The organism is Agrobacterium sp. DSM 25558 (assembly GCF_900100825.1).
Classification (GTDB): domain Bacteria; phylum Pseudomonadota; class Alphaproteobacteria; order Rhizobiales; family Rhizobiaceae; genus Agrobacterium.
In genome coordinates this window covers 1-1091 of the sequence record NZ_FMUD01000089.1, presented here as the reverse complement: position 1 = coordinate 1091, position 1091 = coordinate 1, and the positions used below count along the sequence as shown (strand labels likewise).

Sequence of the window (1091 nt, the reverse complement as noted above, 5' to 3'; positions counted from 1 at the left end):
GACGGCAAACTGGGTATCCGCCGCATCCCTGGTCTTCTGTGCTTCACGCTCGATGCGTTCCTTTTCGGACACGCTGCGGTTTGCTTCGGTTTCCTGTTCGAGACGGATTTTCTCGAGAGCGTTATCGCGGAAGATGGAAACGGCCTGCGCCATCTGGCCGACTTCGTCCCTACGATCCTGCCCATCGACGGGTGCTGCCGTCTGGCCCTGTGCCAGCGTCATCATGCGTTCACGCAGGTTCGCGATGGGTGTGGTGATGCCCTTGGCCGCAACGATCAGAGCCGCGATGATACCGAGTGTGAAGGTGAGGCCCACGACCATTAAAGACATGAAAATCGTGGAGTTCGTCTGGTCCGTGAGGGCGTCACTTTGGACACCTACATTCTTCGCCACGTCATCAAGAAAGGCAGCGAGGTCCGCCGTCATCGGCTTGATTAGTGCGTCTGCTTTTGCGAGCGTCGCGGTTGCCTGTTCGTCCTGATCTGCTTGGCCGAACTTAACGGCCTGATCTGTTAATGCAACGATTTCCTTGATCCGAATCGTAAGCGCATCGATTGCCGCGCTCTGCGCCGGGATTTTTTCCTTCGCCAATTGCAGTCGCATGAACAGTTTGGTTTTGGCGTCATTGTAGAAGTCGAGAGTGGACTGGAATCTCGGATCCTGCGATGGGTAAACGAACAGTTGGTAGGCGCTGTAAGCGGTCGCAACGAGATTACGATTTGCTCTCGCAATATCGACAGATCCGCTGTTGTCCTTTGCGATAAAATCCGAATACGCCGTGTCCGACTGTTTATAGCGACTTGAAATGAAGATCGAGGCTCCTAACCCGACGAGGCATAAAGGAATAATCAAAACCAATATTTTAGTGCGAATACTCGCATTTTTAAGAAACGACATTTTTCCTCGCGGGTGACTTATTGCTGCGAACAGATGCCTCCTCAAGCCATGGCAATGCGGGACCCGTGGATGGGACCTTTCATGGGGGAGGGGAGTTCGCAGAAAATTGTAGCGGCATGACAGGATGGTATGCCGTCATGGCGACCGGGGAAAATTCTGTCTGCGATAGAACTAGATCACTATAGTTTAAATAT

General features: G+C 52.7%; 1 protein-coding gene. It reads right to left on the bottom strand.

Annotation, left to right across the window (positions count from 1 at the left end; all coding sequences use genetic code 11):
• A partial coding sequence (locus DSM25558_RS29740; RefSeq protein ID WP_305764700.1) for a HAMP domain-containing protein occupies positions 1-852 on the bottom strand: 852 nt, incomplete at its 3' end.
• Between the last annotated feature and the right edge of the window lie 239 nt (positions 853-1091).